14 protein-coding genes, 8 tRNA genes and 1 riboswitch are annotated in these 20,062 nt (G+C 39.0%); of the genes, 5 read left to right on the top strand and 17 right to left on the bottom strand.

What is annotated here, in order from left to right:
• Window positions 1-3: 3 nt before the first annotated feature.
• From R4B61_RS03745 to R4B61_RS03695, 11 genes are all read right to left on the bottom strand, one after another.
• Complete coding sequence (locus R4B61_RS03745) at window positions 4-3,609, bottom strand: DNA-directed RNA polymerase subunit beta (protein ID WP_413628288.1); 3,606 nt, start codon at window positions 3,607-3,609, stop codon at window positions 4-6.
• A gap of 298 nt (window positions 3,610-3,907) precedes the next feature.
• Complete coding sequence (locus R4B61_RS03740) at window positions 3,908-6,358, bottom strand: ATP-dependent Clp protease ATP-binding subunit (protein WP_413626968.1); 2,451 nt, start codon at window positions 6,356-6,358, stop codon at window positions 3,908-3,910.
• Window positions 6,359-6,376: 18 nt separating this feature from the next.
• The gene (locus tag R4B61_RS03735) at window positions 6,377-6,844 is read right to left on the bottom strand and encodes a CtsR family transcriptional regulator (RefSeq protein WP_413626967.1); all 468 of its coding nucleotides are present in this window, start codon (window positions 6,842-6,844) and stop codon (window positions 6,377-6,379) included.
• A gap of 201 nt (window positions 6,845-7,045) precedes the next feature.
• Window positions 7,046-7,119: transfer RNA gene (locus R4B61_RS03730), tRNA-Pro, on the bottom strand.
• A gap of 9 nt (window positions 7,120-7,128) precedes the next feature.
• Window positions 7,129-7,202: transfer RNA gene (locus R4B61_RS03725), tRNA-Arg, on the bottom strand.
• Window positions 7,203-7,218: 16 nt separating this feature from the next.
• Window positions 7,219-7,304: transfer RNA gene (locus R4B61_RS03720), tRNA-Leu, on the bottom strand.
• A gap of 11 nt (window positions 7,305-7,315) precedes the next feature.
• A tRNA-Gly gene (locus tag R4B61_RS03715) sits at window positions 7,316-7,387 on the bottom strand.
• Window positions 7,388-7,392: 5 nt separating this feature from the next.
• Window positions 7,393-7,465: transfer RNA gene (locus tag R4B61_RS03710), tRNA-Thr, on the bottom strand.
• Between the two features lie 10 nt (window positions 7,466-7,475).
• Window positions 7,476-7,558 (bottom strand) — tRNA-Leu (locus tag R4B61_RS03705).
• Window positions 7,559-7,596: 38 nt separating this feature from the next.
• Window positions 7,597-7,669 (bottom strand) — tRNA-Lys (locus R4B61_RS03700).
• Window positions 7,670-7,673: 4 nt separating this feature from the next.
• Window positions 7,674-7,746, bottom strand: a tRNA-Val gene (locus R4B61_RS03695).
• A 213-nt stretch (window positions 7,747-7,959) separates the two neighbouring features.
• Between R4B61_RS03695 and R4B61_RS03690 the strand changes: the two genes are divergently transcribed.
• Window positions 7,960-8,916 carry an L-lactate dehydrogenase gene (locus R4B61_RS03690; RefSeq protein WP_413626966.1) on the top strand — a complete coding sequence of 319 codons (957 nt, stop codon included), beginning with the start codon at window positions 7,960-7,962 and terminating at the stop codon, window positions 8,914-8,916.
• A gap of 47 nt (window positions 8,917-8,963) precedes the next feature.
• Here the strand turns inward: R4B61_RS03690 and R4B61_RS03685 are convergent, their stop codons facing one another.
• Window positions 8,964-10,127: an aminotransferase class I/II-fold pyridoxal phosphate-dependent enzyme gene (locus R4B61_RS03685; protein ID WP_413626965.1), complete on the bottom strand. Its 1,164-nt coding sequence runs from the start codon at window positions 10,125-10,127 to the stop codon at window positions 8,964-8,966.
• A 102-nt stretch (window positions 10,128-10,229) separates the two neighbouring features.
• On the opposite strand from R4B61_RS03685, the gene R4B61_RS03680 reads away from it, so the two are divergent.
• Window positions 10,230-12,575, top strand: a complete 2,346-nt coding sequence (locus tag R4B61_RS03680) for a Xaa-Pro dipeptidyl-peptidase (protein WP_413626964.1) — start codon at window positions 10,230-10,232, stop codon at window positions 12,573-12,575.
• Window positions 12,576-12,607: 32 nt separating this feature from the next.
• Here R4B61_RS03680 and R4B61_RS03675 read toward each other — a convergent pair whose 3' ends face one another.
• From R4B61_RS03675 to R4B61_RS03660, 4 genes are all read right to left on the bottom strand, one after another.
• Window positions 12,608-13,273 (bottom strand): SDR family oxidoreductase, encoded by a 666-nt coding sequence (locus tag R4B61_RS03675; protein WP_413626963.1) that lies wholly within the window; start codon window positions 13,271-13,273, stop codon window positions 12,608-12,610.
• Between the two features lie 98 nt (window positions 13,274-13,371).
• A complete protein-coding gene (gene serS / locus R4B61_RS03670; RefSeq protein ID WP_413626962.1) occupies window positions 13,372-14,661 on the bottom strand; it encodes a serine--tRNA ligase in 1,290 nt (429 codons plus the stop codon).
• Window positions 14,662-14,918: 257 nt separating this feature from the next.
• The gene (locus R4B61_RS03665) at window positions 14,919-15,557 is read right to left on the bottom strand and encodes a deoxynucleoside kinase (protein WP_413626961.1); all 639 of its coding nucleotides are present in this window, start codon (window positions 15,555-15,557) and stop codon (window positions 14,919-14,921) included.
• A 78-nt stretch (window positions 15,558-15,635) separates the two neighbouring features.
• The gene (locus R4B61_RS03660; protein WP_413626960.1) at window positions 15,636-17,090 is read right to left on the bottom strand and encodes an amino acid permease; all 1,455 of its coding nucleotides are present in this window, start codon (window positions 17,088-17,090) and stop codon (window positions 15,636-15,638) included.
• A 97-nt stretch (window positions 17,091-17,187) separates the two neighbouring features.
• Window positions 17,188-17,359: riboswitch (Lysine riboswitch) on the bottom strand.
• Window positions 17,360-17,451: 92 nt separating this feature from the next.
• Here R4B61_RS03660 and R4B61_RS03655 point away from each other — a divergent pair.
• Window positions 17,452-18,009 carry a cysteine hydrolase family protein gene (locus tag R4B61_RS03655; protein ID WP_413626959.1) on the top strand — a complete coding sequence of 186 codons (558 nt, stop codon included), beginning with the start codon at window positions 17,452-17,454 and terminating at the stop codon, window positions 18,007-18,009.
• Window positions 18,010-18,040: 31 nt separating this feature from the next.
• Here the strand turns inward: R4B61_RS03655 and R4B61_RS03650 are convergent, their stop codons facing one another.
• Window positions 18,041-18,706, bottom strand: coding sequence for a phosphatase PAP2 family protein (locus R4B61_RS03650; RefSeq protein ID WP_413626958.1), 666 nt, complete (start codon window positions 18,704-18,706; stop codon window positions 18,041-18,043).
• A 125-nt stretch (window positions 18,707-18,831) separates the two neighbouring features.
• On the opposite strand from R4B61_RS03650, the gene R4B61_RS03645 reads away from it, so the two are divergent.
• Window positions 18,832-19,677: a sulfite exporter TauE/SafE family protein gene (locus R4B61_RS03645; protein WP_413626957.1), complete on the top strand. Its 846-nt coding sequence runs from the start codon at window positions 18,832-18,834 to the stop codon at window positions 19,675-19,677.
• Window positions 19,678-20,061: a DUF1634 domain-containing protein gene (locus R4B61_RS03640; RefSeq protein ID WP_413626956.1), complete on the top strand. Its 384-nt coding sequence runs from the start codon at window positions 19,678-19,680 to the stop codon at window positions 20,059-20,061.
• Window position 20,062: the final 1 nt, after the last annotated feature.

Raw genomic sequence — 20,062 nt, 5'->3', positions numbered from 1 at the left:
TTATTAGTTATTGTTGTCATTTTGATCATTGTTATCATCAACTACTTTAGTAGCTTCAGTTTGATCAGTTTCTTCTTTGTTTTCGTTTTGTTCTTTAGCAATCTTGTTAAGTGCATTTACGTTAACGATGTCTTCATCTTCGTCCATGTCACGGATATCAATTGCCTTTTGGTCTGAGCCAAGCACTTGCATATCAAGACCTAGAGCTTGTAATTCTTTAACCAATACTCGGAATGATTCAGGAACACCTGGCTTTGGAATTGGTTCACCCTTAACGATGGCTTCGTATGTTTTAACACGACCAACCACGTCATCAGATTTGTAAGTTAGGATTTCTTGAAGAGTATGAGCTGCCCCATAAGCTTCAAGGGCCCAAACTTCCATTTCACCAAAACGTTGTCCCCCAAATTGGGCTTTACCACCAAGTGGTTGTTGCGTAACAAGTGAGTAAGGTCCAATTGATCTAGCATGGATCTTATCTTCTGACATATGGTTCAACTTAAGGTAACCCATGATACCAACGGCAATTCGCTTGTCAAATGGTTCACCGGTACGACCATCGTAAACAACTGACTTACCATCTTTAGCCATTCCGGCTTCTTTAACGGCAGCCCAAACATCATTACTAGTTGCACCATCAAATACAGGACTTGAAACGTGAATTCCTAATTTCTTAGCGGCCATACCTAAGTGCATTTCAAGCACTTGTCCAATGTTCATCCGTGAAGGCACACCCATGGGACTTAATAAGATATCGATTGGAGTTCCATCTGGTAAGAATGGCATGTCTTCTTCAGGGATCACAATTGAAACAGTACCCTTGTTACCGTGCTTACCGGCCATCTTATCACCGACTTGAAGTTTACGTTTTTGGGCGATGTAAACTCGAACCATCTTGTTAACTCCTGGTTGTAGTTCATCACCGTTTTCACGTGAAAAGACCTTAACGTCTTGCACAACTCCATCAGCACCATGAGGAACTCGTAGTGAAGTATCTCTAACTTCTCGTGATTTTTCACCAAAGATTGCGTGAAGTAAACGTTCTTCAGACGATAGTTCAGTAACCCCTTTTGGAGTAACCTTACCAACTAAAATGTCTCCATCATGAACTTCAGCACCAATTCTAACGATTCCGTTATCATCAAGATCCTTAAGAGCATCTTCTCCGACGTTTGGAATTTCGCGAGTCATTTCTTCAGGTCCAAGTTTAGTGTCACGAGTTTCTGATTCGTATTCTTCAATATGAATTGAAGTATATGCATCTTCTTTAACTAATTTTTCACTAATACCAATGGCATCTTCGAAGTTATAACCTTGCCAAGTCATGAAGGCAACCGTTGGGTTTTGACCTAATGCTAATTCACCGTTTTCCATTGCTGGACCATCGGCAATAATTTCATCAGCATCAACGTGATCACCAGTCTTAACGATTGGAGTTTGGTTATAGTTCATACCATTATTTGAACGCATAAACTTAGTTAGTTCGTATGAATCAAGGGTTCCATTATCACGACGAACTTTAACAATGGTTGCATCAACGTATTCTACAGTACCAGGATATTTAGCAATCTTAGCAACTCCAGAATCATGGGCGGTCTTGTATTCCATTCCAGTTCCAACTAGTGGAGCATGTGGATTAATCAAAGGAACCGCTTGACGTTGCATGTTTGATCCCATTAGGGCACGGTTAGAATCATCGTTTTCCAAGAAAGGAATACATGCAGTGGCAACTGAAACAACTTGTTTTGGAGAAACGTCCATGTAGTCTACGTTATTGATATCGGCTTCAACATATTCAGCCTTATCTCTAGCCATTACTTCTTCATCTTTAAATGAACCATCTTCATTAAGTGGTGTATTGGCTTGGGCAATAACGTACTTATCTTCATCACTGGCAGTTAAGTAATCAATCTTGTCAGTAACTTTGTGAGTAGTCCAGTCCACACGACGGTATGGTGATTCGATAAATCCATACTTGTTTACGCGAGCGTAACCAGAGAATGAGTTAATCAAACCGATGTTTGGACCTTCGGGAGTTTCAATCGGACAAACACGACCATAGTGGGTATAGTTAACGTCTCGAACTTCGTATCCGGCACGGTCTCGTGTAATACCACCAGGTCCAAGGGCAGATAGACGACGTTTGTGAGTTAATTCTCCCAATGGGTTAGTTTGATCCATGAATTGTGAAAGTTGTGATGAACCAAAGAATTCCTTAACAGAAGCCACAACTGGACGAATGTTAATTAGTTGTTGAGGAGTTACGGTTGCAGAATCTTGAATTGACATTCTTTCACGAACAACTCTTTCCATTCGTGATAAACCAATTCTAAATTGGTTTTGAAGTAATTCACCAACTGAACGTACTCGACGGTTACTCAAGTGATCAATATCATCAACTGCTCCGATTCCTTCTTGAAGGTTAAAGAAGTAGTTAACTTGAGCTAACATATCAGCTGGAGTGATGTGCTTGTAATCTAAGCTGATGTTGTCGTTTCCAACTAAAGGAACCACTTTTTCTGGTTCTTTGTTTGAGTAAACTTTAATAATTTGAACAGTAACAGGATCAGTAACCACTGCTTCAGCAGCTGGTGTGAAAGTGTATGCTTTAAATTCTTTATTAGCTAAGTGTGGAGCTAAAGCTTTCATCACTTCTTTGTCAACTACATCACCCTTCTTAGCGATGATTTCACCAGTTTCTGGGTCAGCTAGAGTTTCAGCTAATGTAAGACCCATTAAACGGTTCTTAAGGCTAAGTTTTTCGTTGGTTTTGTAACGACCAACTGGGGCCATGTCATAACGTTGTGGATCAAAGAATCTAGTAGTTAAAAGATTACGTGATGATTCAGCAGTCTTAGGTTCACCAGGACGCAAACGTTCATAAATATCTTTTAAAGCTTCTTCAGTTCTAGTATCACTAGCATCTTTATGAACATCTTTTTCTAAGGTAAGGGTAAGACTGTCATTAGTATTACCAAAAATTTCAGTAATTTCGTCATCTGATCCAAAACCTAGGGCACGAACTAATTCAGTAATTGGTAATTTTCTAGTTCTATCGATACGAATGTATGAAACATTCTTAGCATCAATAGCAAATTCCATCCAAGCACCACGGTTAGGAATAATGGTAGCGTCAAATAGTTCACGACCATTTTTATCCAATTCTTTGTGGTAGTAGGCACCTGGTGAACGAACTAATTGAGAAACAATTACTCGTTCGGCACCATTAATAATGAAAGTACCTTGATCAGTCATTAGTGGTAAATCACCAAAGAATACATCTTGGGTTTTAATTTCACCAGTTTCGTGATTAGTAAGTTTTAGTTTTACGTGCAATGGTGCTGAGTAGTTAACTTCGTGAGCACGAGCTTCAGCAACAGTGTATTTAGGTTCTAATAATTGGTAATCAACAAAATCCAATGATAGTTTACCTTGGAAATCGTCGATTGGCATGATGTCTTTAAACATCTCACGGAGACCTTCATCTAGGAACCAGTTGTATGAGTTAGTTTGCACCTCGATTAAGTTAGGGAGATCCAAAACCTTTTTGATTCTGGCATAACTTCTACGAGTTCTGTGCTTACCGTACTTAACTACGTTTCCAGCCACTGCTTCTTCTGGCTTGTTATCTTTAACGTTATCTGCCAAGTCGTTTACCCTCCTTAAAAACAATCCTTAAAATTAAAATGTTACAGTTTGATTACAATTTGCTCAAAAAGCGATTTTTAAGCAAAAAAAATCCAAAAATAGAATCAATTTTCTACTTTTGGCTCGCTATAAAGACTATTACGGACAATAGATCGTAATAATTCATTTTAATTTACAATATATACACCATTATGGTACAGCAGCAATTAGTTTATGTCAATAAAAAAACACCATCGCAATGGTGTTTCTTCTATATTAATTAGTCTTTTGCAGTGATTACCACTTTGCCTTTTTTAGCTCCAATTGTAATTTGTTGACCTTCGTTAAATTTGCCCATTAATAAAGCATCACTCAACGGATCTTCAATTTCACTTTGGATTGCTCTTCTAAGCGGACGTGCTCCATATTCAGGGTTGTAACCCTTCTTGACCACTACTTCAATTGCAGCTGGTGTAATTTTAACGGAGTATCCTTGCTTAGTTACTCGAGCAACTAACTCTTTTGTCATTAATTTTACAATTTGATGAAGTTGATCCTTAGTTAAACTGTGGAATACGACTACTTCATCAATTCGGTTTAGAAATTCAGGCTTAAAGAACTTTTTAGTTTCTTCTTCAATCACTTTTTTCATTTCGTCATCGTGATTATCCTTAACCTGTTCTCCAAAACCAACCGTCTTTTGATCTCGAAGTGCAGAAGCACCTAAATTAGAAGTCATAATTATAATGGTATTTCTAAAATCAACCTTGCGGCCCTTAGAATCGGTCAAGAAACCATCATCTAAAACTTGCAATAGTAAATTAAAAATATCAGGATGAGCTTTTTCAACTTCATCTAGTAGGACAACTGAGTAAGGATGCTTCCGGACCTTTTCCGTTAACTGGCCACCTTCTTCGTAACCAACGTAACCAGGCGCAGAACCAACTAACCGGCTGCTAGAGTACTTTTCCATAAACTCAGTCATGTCAACTCGAATAACGTCGTCTTTTGAACCAAACATTTCTTGCGCTAGGTCTTTTGCTAGTTCAGTCTTCCCTACCCCAGTTGGTCCAAGGAAAATAAACGAACCAATCGGACGATTAGGATCCTTCAAGCCACTACGAGCTCTTCGAACTGCCTTAGCCACTGCAGAAACTGCTTCGTCTTGACCAATCACTTGGTCATGGAGAACTTTTTCAAAGTTAACCAACCGTTTCGCATCACTCTTAGTTAGATGAGTCACTGGAATTCCAGTCCATTCAGCAACAATTTGCGCAACATCTTCAGAATCTTCTTCTAAAGGATAATCATGTTGTTGGTTTTCCTTCGTTCTTTGTTCTTCATCCTTTTGCATTAAGTCTTGTAATTCTGCTGCTAACTTTTGTTCTGCAGCTCGAAGTGACACAGCGTCGTCAAACTCTTGATTTTCAATTGCTTGGTCCTTTTGCAACTTCAATTTCTCTAATTCTTTTTGTTTATCCATCAATTCATTTGGATCATCCATTTGATCGATACGAACCTTTGCAGCTGCTTCATCCATCAAATCAATGGCCTTATCGGGTAAGAATCTTCCACTAATATAACGGCTTGATAAATCAACTGCCGCGTTAATGGCTGCATCAGTAATCTTCACATGATGGTGTTCTTCATAACGGGGGCGCAATCCCGTCAAAATTTGTTTTGCTTCTGAAACACTAGGTTCTTCTACCTGAATTACCGCAAAACGTCTTTCTAACGCCGCATCCGATTCAATGTGCTTTTGGTATTCATTTAGGGTAGTCGCCCCAATCATTTGGATGTCTCCCCGTGCCAAGGCGGGTTTTAAAATGTTAGAAGCATCAATTGCTCCCTCAGCACCACCGGCACCAATTAAGGTATGAAGCTCATCAACAAACAGAATTATATTTCCATTGGTTTCAATTTCTTCAATAATTTTTTTCAAGCGGTTTTCAAATTCACCACGATACTTGGTCCCAGCAACTAAGCTTCCCATTTCTAGCATCATAATTCGTTTGCTTACCATATCTTCTGGAACATTTTTTTCGACAATTTTTTGAGCTAATCCTTCAGCAATCGCAGTTTTACCCACTCCAGGTTCACCAATTAAAACCGGATTGTTCTTTGTTCTTCTACTCAAAATCTGAATTGCTCGGCGAACCTCTTTGTCACGACCTATGATTGGATCGAGATTGCCATCACGCGCTGATTTGGTTAAATCTCTAGCAAGTGAATCAAGGGTTGGTGTTTTACTTTTGGGTTTGCCGGCATCGTTTCCGGGTATTCCTTGATCTGGAACCCCCATCTTCCGAATTGTAATTTTACGAACGTCATCAGGACTGATTCCTAAACTATTTAAAATTCGTGAAGAAACAATTTGGCTTTCATTAGTTAAAGAAAGTAGTAGGTGTTCCGTTCCTACTCTCTCACTTCCATACTGCTTCGCAATCTTTCCTGCTAGTGCGATTATTTCACGCATTTTAGGTGAGTATGGTAGATAAGTATCACTATCCACTTTTAAGTTACCGTAACCAGCAATTTGTTCAATTTCTTCTTTAATATCTTGTTCAGTAACCGCTAATTGACTAAGCGTTTGATGAGCGATTCCGTTTTTTTCAATACTAAGCGCTAATAACAAGTGTTCCGTTCCCACTGATTGGTGTTGGAACTTTTTAGCTTGTTCTTGAGCAATCACAAGCACTTGTTTAGCACTAGGTGTTAACGAGTCTTCCATAATAGAATCTCCTTTCGGCTAACATTCATACTTCATGCGACGCAGGAGCGCAGCTAGTATGTTTGCACGCACTTTTTCTTCCATTTTAGTTTCTACATTAATGGCTTCTTGCTTTAAAATCGATGCAATTAAATTAACTTCCCTTTTAGATAAGAGCTTATTTTCTAACAAGGTATTCAAGATTATTTCTTCGTCTCTTTGGGTGATTGAATCACCAATCGCAGCAATTAAGGAATCGAAGACATCGGCTTCTTGGACCAAACGAATTTTTTCAATTCGAATATAGCCGCCGCCACCTCGTTTACTTTGGACAATAAAACCATCTTTTAGGTTAAATCGGGTCTTAATTACATAATTAATTTGCGATGGAACCACATCAAAATACTGTGCAATATCAGAACGTCTGATTTGCAATTCTTCATCACTAGAATCCAATAGTTTCTTTAAATATTCTTCAATAGTATCTGACATACTATGACTTGTCATAATATCATCTCATCTCTGACTAATCTTGACTTTAATTATATAAATAACCACCTTAAATGACAAGGAAAGTCACTTTAAATCCAAGTTATGCTTAGTTAGAATTGAAAGTATAGCAGCATTTTAGTAATTAAACAATTAATTTACATAAACAAAAAACACCAAACCGAAAGTTTGATGTTTTAGCTGATATTTAAAATAAAATCGGGAAGACAGGATTCGAACCTGCGACCCCCTGGTCCCAAACCAGGTGCTCTACCAAGCTGAGCTACTTCCCGAAAAAAAGATGCACCTAGTAGGAGTCGAACCTACAACCTTCTGATTCGTAGTCAGACACTCTATCCAATTGCGCTATAGGTGCATAATATAATAATAAATGCCGAGGACCGGGATCGAACCGGTACGGTCATTACTGACCGCAGGATTTTAAGTCCTGTGCGTCTGCCAATTCCGCCACCCCGGCAAATCGCAAAAAGCGGAAGACGGGATTCGAACCCGCGACCTCCAGCATGGCAAGCTGGCGTTCTACCACTGAACTACTTCCGCATAAATGCCGACTAGAGGATTCGAACCTCCGACCTCATCATTACTAGTGACGCGCTCTGCCAACTGAGCTAAGTCGGCAAAAATAATATGCGGGCAAAGGGATTCGAACCCCCACATCACGAAGATACTAGAACCTAAATCTAGCGCGTCTGCCAATTCCGCCATGCCCGCATGATATTATTTTTGCAAAATATTAAAATATGGTGCAATGAGCCGTGGCAGGTTCGAACTGCCGACCCTCTGATTAAAAGTCAGATGCTCTACCGGCTGAGCTAACGGCTCATAATGGAGGATACAGGGCTCGAACCTGTGACATCCTGCTTGTAAGGCAGACGCTCTCCCAACTGAGCTAATCCTCCAAAATGATATCGGTAAGTTGTCGCGAATCACATAACTCATTTGACAACTATTTTATAATATCATCGATTCAAAACATCGTCAACAGTTTTTAGAATTTTTCGTTAATTTTTTTTATGAATTCCCGATTCTCTTTAGAATGATTTAATTATGGGAAAATGTTACAATATTACTGTACGAAAAATAAAATAAGTGAGTATGAAAGGAAGATTATTATGGCTGAAAAACATCAAAAAGTTGTTTTAGTTGGTGACGGTGCTGTTGGTTCTTCATATGCATTCGCTATGGTTCAACAAGGAATTGCCGAAGAATTTGTAATCGTTGATATTAACAAGGATAGAACTACAGGAGATGCACTTGATTTAGAAGATGCTACTCCTTACACTTCACCTAAAAATATTTATTCTGGAGATTACTCAGACTGTAAAGATGCTGACTTAGTAGTTATTACTGCTGGTGCACCTCAAAAGCCTGGTGAAACAAGACTTGATCTAGTAAACAAAAACCTTAAGATCTTATCAACTATCGTTAAACCAGTTGTTGATTCAGGTTTTGACGGTATCTTCTTAGTTGCCGCTAACCCAGTTGATGTATTAACTTACGCAACTCAAAAGATTTCTGGCTTCCCTAAGGAAAAAGTTATCGGTTCAGGTACTTCACTAGATACTGGTCGTTTCCGCGTTGCAGTTGCTAAAAAACTTAACGTTGACCCAGCTAGTGTTGATGCTTACATCCTAGGTGAACACGGTGATTCAGAATTTGCAGATATTGATGAAGCAACTGTTGGTAACGTTCCTTTATTAGACTACGCTGCTAAATACAACGTAACTAAAGACGACTTACTAAAACTTGAAGACGAAACTAGAAAGAAAGCTTACCAAATCATTAACTTGAAAGGTGCTACTTTCTACGGTGTTGGTACTTCATTAATGAGAATTTCACGTGCTATCTTACGTGATGAAAATGCTGTTCTACCCGTTGGTGCCCCAATGAACGGTCAATACGGTTTAGATGACATTTACATCGGTACTCCTGCTGTTATTAATGCCAGCGGTGTTGCTAGCGTTCTTGAAATTCCACTTAGTGACGAAGAAAAAGCTAAGATGGCTTCTTCAGCTAAGACATTAAAAGAAATTGCTAAAAATGGTATGGAAGCTACTGGTTTAGCTTAAGCATTATTTTTAATAGAAAACAAAAAACGAGCAAAATTGCTCGTTTTTTATTTTACATATTTTTTCAAGCGACTCACGGCCTCTTTGATGTTTTCCATGCTAGTAGCATAACTCAAACGAACGTAGCCTTCGCCACCCTTACCAAAACTACCACCTGGAATCATTCCCACCTTTGCTTCTCTAGCAACCTCTAAACAAAAATCATAACTATTTTGGTTTAAGTGCGCTGGAATTTTCGCAAAAATATAGAAAGCTCCTTCTGGAAGTTCGTTTTCAAAGCCTAACTTATTTAACTCCTCATGTAAGTAGTTTCTGCGTTTTTCGTATTCAACTACCATTGGTTTCGCATCATCTTGTCCATTGGCAAACGCTTCTTCTGCTGCAAATTGAGAAATCGTCATTACCGAAGTTGTTACTAGTTCATGAACCTTTGCAATCTGTTCTACCAAGTTGGCAGGACCCGCAAAAATTCCGATTCTCCATCCGGTCATCGCATGTGACTTCGATAAACCATTAAACAAGATGGTTTGTTCTGGCAGATATTTAGCAATGGAAGTATGAGTAGTTCCATAGGTCAATTCACTATAAATTTCATCACTAACCACAATCAAATCTGTTTTTGCTAATACAGCAGCTAAGGCTTTAATTTGAGCCTCACTATAAGTTCTTCCCGTTGGATTAGAAGGGAAATTTAATACAATCATTTTAGCGTTTGGATGATTTTTAATCGCTTCTTCTAAACGTTCCGGTGTCAACAAGAAATTATCCGGTTGGGTACTAACTTCCACAATTTCTCCCCCATTTAAGGTAAACAAGGAATCGTATACCGGAAAGGCGGGAGTGGGAATAATCACTTCATCACCTTCACCAATAAAAGCTTTAACCGTCGTATACATTGCTTCAGTAACCCCATTGGTAACCACTAATTGAGTTGCTGGATCATAATTAAGATCATATTTATTTTTTAAAAAATCGGCCGCGGCCTTTCTGGTTTCAATTCGACCCCAAGTAGCAGTATAATGACTATCATTATCATTAATGGCAGCAATTGCTGCATCCTTTACGTGTTGTGGGGTTGGAAAGTCTGGTTCTCCGAGAGTTAGCTTAATTAGGTCCGGCACTTTACCAATCTGTTCACTAAACCCATAAATATCGGGAAGCTGAGTATCTTTTACTTCGTTATTTACTTTACTGATAAAATCTCTTGTCATTTTTAAACCTCATTCTATTAATCTACTCATTATTTTACACTAACATATCCAACTTAAACGATTAAAGATACAATAAATAAAAACAACTTTGGAGGTCCCACTATGAAAATCAATCAATTTGCAAAGACTACCCCTGAAATTGGGATTATCAAAACAGAGCTAACTCAGATTGGCTTTCCCACTACCGCCAATTCTCCAATTGAAATGTTAAAAAAATTAATTCAACGCGCTTTTTGGCAAGTATCAGGTAGCAATAATCAAATCCAGCAGTTAAATCAATATTTAGCTAGTCCCACTCAAACTCTAGGAAACTTTCTAGCTACAAATACCGCCATCACTGCCGAAAATTTCAACTTGATTGCATTGCAATTATTAGGTTTTCAAGCAGAAGCTGATTTCGCCATTTCTGAGGCGTCCGCATCTGCTCAAAAACTTAACGTCTCCTTTCATAATCATTTTGAAACTAGCGATGATGTTTTAATCAACTGGTATCAACTATTAAATACCCACACTAAATTTGGATTAACTTATTTAGATCAGCTAGCCGCTCAAGGCTACTACGCTCAAAATGAAATCTCTGTAAATCAGCCCCTCTTTTTTAACGGTAAGGCACAAGCAACCTTCTTAACCAAAGATTTTCTTTATGAAACGGTTTACGTGCAAACTGACTTTGATTCCGATAACGACGGATTCAATGACTTAATCAAGGTCGAAGTTACTCGTCCTACCTCAGATCAACCAGTGCCGGTGGCCTATACTGCTTCACCATATGATCAAGGGGTCAACGATTCCTTTGGTGACCGCCTAACTCATGCAGTTGATGTTCCGTTAACAGAAAAACCAGCGGGTACCATTTCATTACAAAGTAGTGCAAGTCTACGAACCGGTAAGGCGCAAGCACCGAAATCAACTACCGAGTCGACAACGGAAACACACACGCCTAAACCCGGTTATACCTTAAACGATTACTTATTAGTTCGCGGATTTGCAAGTGTTTACGCCGCTGGAATCGGAACCATTGATTCCGATGGCTTTCAAGCTTGTGGCGATGACTATCAAGTTGCCAGTACGATTGCCGTAATCGAATGGTTGCACGGCGACCGGATTGCGTTTACCAATCGAACTGATCAAATTGCAATCGCTGCTAGTTGGTGCAATCAAAACATTTCCATGACCGGGCGCTCGTATCTTGGGACTTTAGCAATTGCGGCTGCTACCACTGGAGTGCCTGGTTTAAAAACCATCATCCCCGAAGCTGCGATTTCATCCTGGTATGACTACTATCGAGAAAATGGTCTGGTCGTCGCTCCCGGCGGTTTTCAAGGAGAAGATGCGGACGTGTTAGCGGCTGAAACTTTCTCAAAGAGTTTACGTCCGGGTGACTATTTAACCAGCCAAAAAACATTTGACCAATACTTACAACAAATGCAGCTTGATCAAGATCGAGAAACCGGTAGTTACAACCAATTTTGGGAAGACCGAAACTATCGCAAAAATTTAAAAAACGTAACCGCTGACGTCTTACTGGTCCACGGTCTCAACGATTGGAACGTTAAGTTAAGAAATCCAGCTGAATTTTGGCAAGGAATTCAAAACCTCCCCATTTCCAAAAAACTGATTTTACACCAAGGTCAACATGTCTATATCAACGCTTTTCCTTCCTTTGATTTTTCAGACATTGTCAATCTCTGGCTATCTAATAAACTATATGGCGTAAAAAACCACGTTGACCAAGTTCTGCCGGACGTTATTGTGCAAGATAACGTTGACGAAGACACTTGGATTACCCCTAAAAATTGGTTATCAGATAAAGTGGTGACCCAATCACTTAATTTTGATAAATCAGAGTTTAAAAACGAACTCCCAGAAGCGTCATATCAAAAGTATTGCCAAGCCGCTCAACTTTGGAAGCACCATTTATATGACCTAAATAATCCCGAATTATCCGAGCAACGAATTGCCTCTGTATCAGCTTCACTTGAACATGATTTAACCATTAACGGTGAAGTTGAACTAGATTTAGCAATCGCAAGTGATCAAAACCTGGGAATGTTACATGCTGCCCTAGTTGATTTAGGTGATGCCAAGCGCTTAGAAGTTAATCCACAAATCCTGGCACCTAAGGGAGTTCACTTAGGTTATCGTTGGTATACCGACAATCTTCGTGAATTTAAACTTGCGAAGGCTGAAACACCCTTTAAGATGATTTCACAAGTTCATTTAAACCTACAAAATCGAACTTCTACCCAAATCAATGAGTCGATTGTTCCAAACCAGTTTTATCAAATCCACCTCAAATTTCAACCAACTTTTTATAAGCTTCCTGCCGGCCGAAAATTAGCAGTAATCTTATACGGGACTGATTTTGAAATGACTAACCGTGGAAATCAAAAAATTCATTATCAAATTAATAACCACAGTGCTCAACTCCACATTCCTACTAACTAAAAAAGATTTAGACCGCATGGTCTAAATCTTTTTTAGTCAAATGCCGTTTCAATCTCACTAGCACCGCTTCCAAAAGTATAAATCTTTTGATAGGTTGCCGGATTATCCAAAATAGTTTTAATAACGGCAGCAACATCCGCTCTGGCAACGGAGAGGTTAGCAACTTCTGCATCTGAATCTCCGACCAATTTGATTCGGCCGGTCTGGTCATCATTAGTTAATGAACCCGGTCGTAAAATCGTATAGTCCAATCCGGAATGAGCTAAAATTTGATCAGCATAGTGTTTCGCAATCATGTATGGCTTAAGTCCTGACCGGTCCCAAAGTTTACGATTATCACTAGCAGCCGCACTAATCATAATGAAACGCTTAATCCCAGCGTCTTTAGCTGCTTCCATCGCTTTGACTGCCCCATCTAAATCAATCATCAAGGTCGCATCATCACCAGTGTTACCACCGGAACCAGCACTAAAGACTACTGCATCTGCTCCACTAGCTTTTAATTGAGAACTCATCTCATCGGGTAGTTCATTTAAATCAAACTGAGTTGGTTTAACTAAATCGCTTTTCTGTAAATCTGATGCTTGTTCCAGGTCTCGAAGTCCCGCATAGGTTTCAATCCCCGCATTAGTTAATTCAGTCACTAATTGTTGTCCCACATGTCCGTGGGCCCCAATTACAAATACTTTTTCCATCATAGACTCCCTTCTGTTTAAATCGTTGTTCCAGTAAAACATTTTTGGTTAATACATGCAAAAAAGAAGCTCAACGAAATCGTTGAACTTCTTTTTAATTATTAAAACAAGTCTTGCTTAGTAATTTTCTTAAGACCGTGCATGTAAGGTTGTAATGCTTCGGGAACGTTCACACTTCCATCTTCGTTTTGGAAGTTTTCGATAATTGCGGCAACGGTTCTTCCAACCGCTAGTCCTGATCCATTTAAAGTGTGCACGTATTGAAGTTTACCATTTTCATCACGGTATTGAATGTGAGCCCGACGAGCTTGGAAATCAGTTGTATTTGAACAACTTGAAATTTCACGATAACAGTTTTGTGAAGGCATCCAAACTTCAATATCATGGGTCATGGCGGCTGTAAAACTCATATCACTACTGGTTAATGTAATCACGTGATATGGAATTCCCAGTTTTTGTAATGAAGTTTCTGCTTGGTGAGTAATGTCTTCTAAGGCATCCCAAGAATCTTCTGGTTTCGTAAATTGCACCATTTCCACCTTATTAAATTGGTGTAAACGGATTAATCCCTTAGTATCACGACCAGCACTTCCGGCTTCTGAACGAAATGCTGGTGATAAAGCAGTAAACTTAACCGGAAGTTTTTCGGTAGGAATGACTTCGTCACGATAGTAGTTTACCAAAGGAACTTCGGCAGTTGGAATCATCGTTAAATCACTATCTTTGATTTCAAATCCAGCCTTGGTTTCTTTAAACTTAGGAAATTGTCCGGTTCCATACATTGAATCTGAGTTCACCATGTATGGTGGGATGATTTCTGTATAGCCAGCTTTATCGTTTTGATCAAGATAGAAGTTGTAAACGGCTCTTTCCAAGATTGAACCCGTTCCAACGTAGTACACAAACCGACTTCCAGCTACCTTAGCACTCCGTTTGAAGTCCAAGATATCGAGTTGTTCCCCAATCTCATCGTGTGATTTTGGTTTAAAGTCAAATTGACGGGGTTCCCCCACCTTGCGAAGTTCCACTGATCCTTCTTCGGTCAAACTAACTGGAACATCGTCATTTGGAATGTTAGGTAGGTGATCTTCAATATCATTTTGTTCAGCCTTGATGTTTTCTAAGTCCACATCAAGTTGTTTGATTTCAGCACCCACTTCACGCATCCGCTTAATTGGAGCATCCGCATTTTCCTTGTTTCGTTTTAATTGTGAAATTTGGTCTGAAACTTCATTTCTTTCTGCTTTTAAAGTTTCGCTCTTCACGATTAACTCTCTTCGTTGTTCATCCAGACTCATTAATTTATCAATTGTTTCGCCCGCAACGCCACGATCGGCCATCTTACCTTTAAACCAGTCAGCGTTTTGACGAATCATTTTCATATCTAACATTTGTAATTCCTCCTTGAGTATAGAAAAAGACCCTCGTCATTGGGACGAAGGTCTTTTTTTCGCGGTACCACCCAAGTTCCTATTTATTCTCAAATAGGCCCTTAATTATGATTGGTAACGGTAATCACCGTGCAGGATTAACTGCCCTTTTTAAATGCTGGAATGTTCGACCGATAACTCTCAGCAACGTTATCTCTCTGTAAGTCTACTAGATAGGCACTCGTTTGTTTTTCTATATTATACAACACCCAAATCGTTTAATCTAATACTTCTTTTAATTTTTCATCAACTTGAGCTAAAACAGCTTGTTTAGCATCATCATCCAACATAAAGTCGAATTGATCACCATCAATCACCATTTTAGGAGACAAATCATAATCTTCATACCACTTTACGTAGCGTTGATTTAATTCTTGATAGTATTGATAAAGTCCTTGGTCATTTTCAATTTGTTCGTAAGAACGACCCCGTTTTTGAATTCTTTTTAGCATCGTTTCAAAAGAAACCTTAATGTAAATTAATAGGTCCGGTGTCTTTTGAAAATCAGTTTCTGGTAACGGTTCTAACATGTTTTGTAATAGCGAATCATAGATTTCTACTTCGGTATCGGTTGAACGACCCAAATCTGCATTTAAATGGAATAACAAGGAATCCTCAAAGATTGAGCGATCCATTACACTTAATTTATTTTGGTTAGCTTCCTTAATTGAATCTAATCGTTTATTCAAAAAATAAATTTGTAATAAAAAGGCATACTTTTTAGGATCTTGATAAAACAGTGGCAAAATTTTATTATCATCCACTGATTCGTAAAATGCTGGTGCATCCAAATGTTCTGCTAACAAAGTAGTAAGGGAGGTTTTCCCTGCCCCAATCGTTCCTGATAAAACAATCATCTAATTATCTCCTCCAAAGAAAATGCAGTAAAGCGCATTTCCCATTGTATCATTAAATAATTAGGAAAAACCGCCAAATTATTTTTCAGTTTGATTTTCTAATTTAGCTGGTGCTACGTCAACTTCATCCAGTGGAATGATGTGTGTTTTCTTAATTAGCTTGTAACCAAAGTAAAGTCCTAACACTAGAGGAACACTCATGTAAGTAACTCCAATTTGGAACCAGTCAGCTTTGGCAAAGGAACCTAAATCTTGTCCCACAATTACCACAATACATAGAAGCAAGCAAAGGACTGGACCAAATGGGAACCAGGTAGCATGGAACTTCAACTCGTCTAAACTGTGACCTTGCTTAATGAATGCTCGTCTAAACCGGTAGTGCGAAAGTGCGATACCAAACCAAGCAATAAATCCAGTTAAACCAGAAGCGGCAACTAACCAAAGGTAAATCTTTGGACCAACTAAACTAGTTAAGAAAGTTAGAAGTGCAACTACCGTGGTGGCAAGTAAGGCCATAAACGGAATTCCACTCTTATTAACTTTACCAAAGAATTTAGGAGCGTATCCTTCATCAGACATGGCGTAAAGCATTCTTGTAGAAGCGTACATTCCAGAGTTAGCAGATGAAATTACCGAAGTAAGAATAACGGCGTTCATCACACTAGCAGCTGCTGATAAACCAGCCCGCTTAAATACGATTGTAAAGGGACTAATTGCCACATCAGTAGCTGATGAACCTAGTAAATCAGGGCTAGTGTAAGGAATAACCGCTGCAATCACAAAGATGGCTAAGAAGTAGAATAAAATAATCCGCCAAAATACTTCATGGATTGCTTTAGGAACACTCTTATGAGGATCATCCGCTTCACCAGCAGTGATTCCCACTAACTCAGTTCCTTGGAAAGAAAATCCGGCAACCACAAAGACACTCACAATTCCAGGAATCCCATCAACGAATGGAGCCGCCTTATAGGTAAAGTTGCTTAATCCGGTTGCATGACCACCCATAATTCCAAAAATCGTCAAAATCCCGATTGCTAGAAAGACAAAGATGGTTACCACTTTGATTAGAGACATCCAAAATTCGGTTTCTCCAAAAGCAGACACCGCTAGGACGTTAATTAGGAAAATCAATCCTAGTGCGATGGCACTCCATATCCAAGCCGGTGTGTGCGGGAACCAGAAACCCATCACCAACGAAACGGTCGAAATATCTACGGCAACCGTAATCGCCCAGTTAAACCAATAGTTCCACCCCATAGCAAATCCTAGGGCAGGATCAACGTACTTAGCTGAGTAGGTAGAAAATGAACCAGAAACTGGCATGTTAGTGGCCATTTCCCCTAAACTGGTCATCAAAAAGTAAACCATAATTCCCATTAAAATATATGCCACTAGGGCACCACCAGGTCCAGCATTGTGAATGGTTGCTCCACTAGCAACGAACAATCCCGTTCCAATACACCCACCTAGTGCAATCATCGAAACGTGGCGAGATTTTAATCCTCGCTTAACTTGTTTCTTTTCTGCCATAATAAAACTCCTCCTATTAATACAAGTAAGGGGCTTAACAAATAAAAAAGACTCTTCTGAAAAAATCCAGAAGAGTCTAAATAAACTTTCATTCATTAGTCTGCAAAGCTCCCCGCATTATCAATGCGACAGTTCTTGGCTTCTTAAACCAAGTCCCAACTAACTCCATACCACGTTATTAGTTTCGGCAATTTCTCCTTTCACCCTTTTTCTTCGACCTGGTTAGTCTCCCAAAGGTTACTGATAGGAATTGCGCCTCTCCTTAGATGCTGAACTTAGTATAGTTTGTTAGCTAAATAAATGCAACCTTTTTTAAATTCAGGTATGATTTAATTAAAAAATTATCAAAGGAAGTTAAAATATGTCTAACAAAGAAGCCCTCTTAATCATTGATTACACGAATGATTTTGTTGCAGACCATGGAGCACTTACCATTGGCAAAGCTGCCCAAGAATGCGAAAGCGAAATCATTAAGTTAGCCAACGAATTTGTTGAAAACGAGCAGTTCGTAATCTTGCCTACTGATGTTCACGTCAAAGATGATCCCTTTCACCTAGAAACTAAAATATATCCGGCTCATAACCAACGAGGTACTTGGGGACGCGAGCTTTTTGGCAAATTAAAACCCTGGTACGACCAAAACCAGCACCAAAATAACGTTTGGTTAATGGATAAAACCAGATATAGCTCATTTGTGGGAACTGATTTAGATCTTCGTTTACGCGAACGCAACGTGCAAACGGTTCATCTAGTCGGTGTATCAACCGACATTTGTGTTCTGCATACCGCAATTAGTGCCTATAACTTAGGCTATCAGGTCGTCATTCATGAAAAAGCGGTCGCAAGCTTCACTAATGCAGCGCAGGACTTTGCACTACAGCATTATCAATCTGCCTTGGCAGCTAAAATTATCAAATAAAAAGACATTGATTAAATCAATGTCTTTTTGCTTACTCTAAACTGTTATTAAAAATTTTAATTTGTTGAAGTCGAGGACTGTATTTAATGTAAAGATATTCGGCTACTTGTAACCAAGTAAATGCCAATAGCGCTGCTCCCAACACATCTGATGGGAAATGGGCATTTAAATAAACTCGAGACATCATCACTAGAATCATCCAAACCACTAAAATGGTCTTCATCACAACTGCTTTCGAAGTTCCCTTTACAATGGGAATTAGTAAGATCCAGACTGCGCTAATCACTAAAAACATTCCCAAAACGTGACCACTAGGGAAACTAAATCCATCATCGCTAGCTAGATGAAGGCTAGGACGAGCTCTACCAATGATATGCTTTAAAACAAACCCTAAAACATCTCCACCAACGATTAAGCAAAGTGACCAAACTGCAGTTACCTTATACCGGCAACCCCAAAAGAAGATTGCTAATAATACCATCCAAATCAAATCAAATTTAGGGCTAGCTAATAGACTAACAATCGTAAAAAACTTTTCTAATAAATCTGATTGGGAATGTTGAATCGCCCCAATAAAGACCGTATCTAAAAAGTCGACGTAGCCAAATTTTAATTTTACGGCAATTGCTAAGATAGACATAATTACGAATGCAATCCCCAATTTATAAGGACGACTTGGATCCTTTTTAATAAGCATAAAACTTCCTCCATTTCTTGATAGTGAAAGTATAACACACTGCATTAATCCACGTTGGTTTCTTCATTTAATTTTAAATATTCAAATATTATAGTAAAATTAAGAAAAAAACGAAGGAGAAATTTATGATCAATAGTATTCTCATCATGTTAATTGTTGGTATTGGAGTTGGGATACTAGGTTCAATCTTGGGAATTGGTGGGGGAATGATTATCACCCCCGTTTTAACCCTCGGATTTGGCCTAGATATTAAGTATGCAATTGGAGCAAGTATCATCGCCGTGATTGCCACGAGCTCCGGTGCAACCATTGCCTATCTTAAAGATAACGTTTTAAATCTTCGAGTGGCTATGTTTTTAGAAATAGCTACCTCAATTGGTGCCATTGCTGGAGCACTGCTAACCGGAGTCATTAATCCCATGTTCTTATACATTCTCTTTGGCTTCCTCCTCTTCATTTCGGGAGTCAATATGATTAAAAAATTACGCGGAAAACAAGAACAAATCAACGCCACCTCATCTGATAAACTGGCCGAAAAATTAAATTTAAACAGTTCTTATTACGATAAAAATTTAAAAAAACAGGTGGATTATAAAGTTACTAACGTCCCCGCCGGATTATCAGTTATGTTTGGAGCAGGGATTGCCAGTGGTTTGTTAGGAATTGGTTCTGGGTCATTTAAAGTTATCGCTATGGATACCTTCATGAAAATGCCTCTAAAACCATCTAGCTCCACTAGTAACTTAATGATGGGAGTTACTGCCGCAGCTAGTGCCACCATTTACTTTTTCAACGGTTCGATTTTACCCCAAATTGCCGTACCCATGGCATTAGGAATCATCGTCGGTGCTGCAATCGGTTCTCGAATCATGCAAGTGATGCCCGCTCGCTGGATGCGAATCATCTTCATTCCCATTCTAGTTTACTTGGGACTACAAATGATTTTAAAAGGATTTGGGGTGAGCTTCTAAATGAATACTAATAAAACCGAACAACAAGCTGAAATTAAACGAGTTGAAGGAATCATCGGTAAGATTTTACGCTGGGGGGTTATCATTGCCTCCGCCATTATGATTTTAGGATTGTTGTTATTCTTACTAAAGGGTGGACTCGGTTATTCCGATAACTACTACGCCAAGTCATTTGGTGAAATTTGGACGGGAATCATCCAGTTAAAACCCTATTCCATGATGATGCTGGGAATTTTTGCTTTAATTTTAACGCCCGTCTTACGAGTAGTAGTTTCCATCTACTCCTTTTATAAGGAAGGGGATTATACCTACGTTTGGATTACCACCATCGTTTTAATCATTTTAATCATTAGCTTCATTTTAGGATTAGTTTTTAATCTCTAAA

Origin of the sequence: Fructilactobacillus vespulae, assembly GCF_047324295.1 — a bacterium.
Classification (GTDB): Bacteria; Bacillota; Bacilli; order Lactobacillales; family Lactobacillaceae; genus Fructilactobacillus; species Fructilactobacillus vespulae.
The sequence above is the reverse complement of the archived record's forward strand: the minus strand, read 5'-3'. Positions and strand labels throughout refer to the sequence as shown.